This window comes from Enterobacter sp. UNJFSC 003 (assembly GCF_036903355.1).
Classification (GTDB): domain Bacteria; phylum Pseudomonadota; class Gammaproteobacteria; order Enterobacterales; family Enterobacteriaceae; genus Enterobacter.
In genome coordinates, this window is the sequence record NZ_JBAKHK010000220.1 from 1 (window position 1) to 259 (window position 259).

A 259-nucleotide genomic window follows, 5' to 3' on the forward strand; every position below is an offset into this window, starting at 1 on the left:
GGTGGGTCGTGCAGGATTCGAACCTGCGACCAATTGATTAAAAGTCAACTGCTCTACCAACTGAGCTAACGACCCGAGTGGTGGGTGATGACGGGCTCGAACCGCCGACCCCCTCCGTGTAAAGGAGATGCTCTACCAACTGAGCTAATCACCCACTCTGTACTGCTAGTAATTGCGTTAAGTGGTGGGTCGTGCAGGATTCGAACCTGCGACCAATTGATTAAAAGTCAACTGCTCTACCAACTGAGCTAACGACCCA

General features: G+C 51.7%; 3 tRNA genes. All 3 read right to left on the bottom strand.

Annotated features, from left to right (window positions below):
- Positions 1-2 precede the first annotated feature (2 nt).
- The 3 genes from V5P19_RS23875 to V5P19_RS23885 all read right to left on the bottom strand — a co-directional run bounded on the left by V5P19_RS23875 (position 3) and on the right by V5P19_RS23885 (position 258).
- Positions 3-75, bottom strand: a tRNA-Lys gene (locus tag V5P19_RS23875).
- 3 nt (positions 76-78) lie between these two features.
- Positions 79-154 (bottom strand) — tRNA-Val (locus tag V5P19_RS23880).
- Positions 155-182: 28 nt separating this feature from the next.
- A tRNA-Lys gene (locus tag V5P19_RS23885) sits at positions 183-258 on the bottom strand.
- Position 259 lies beyond the last annotated feature (1 nt).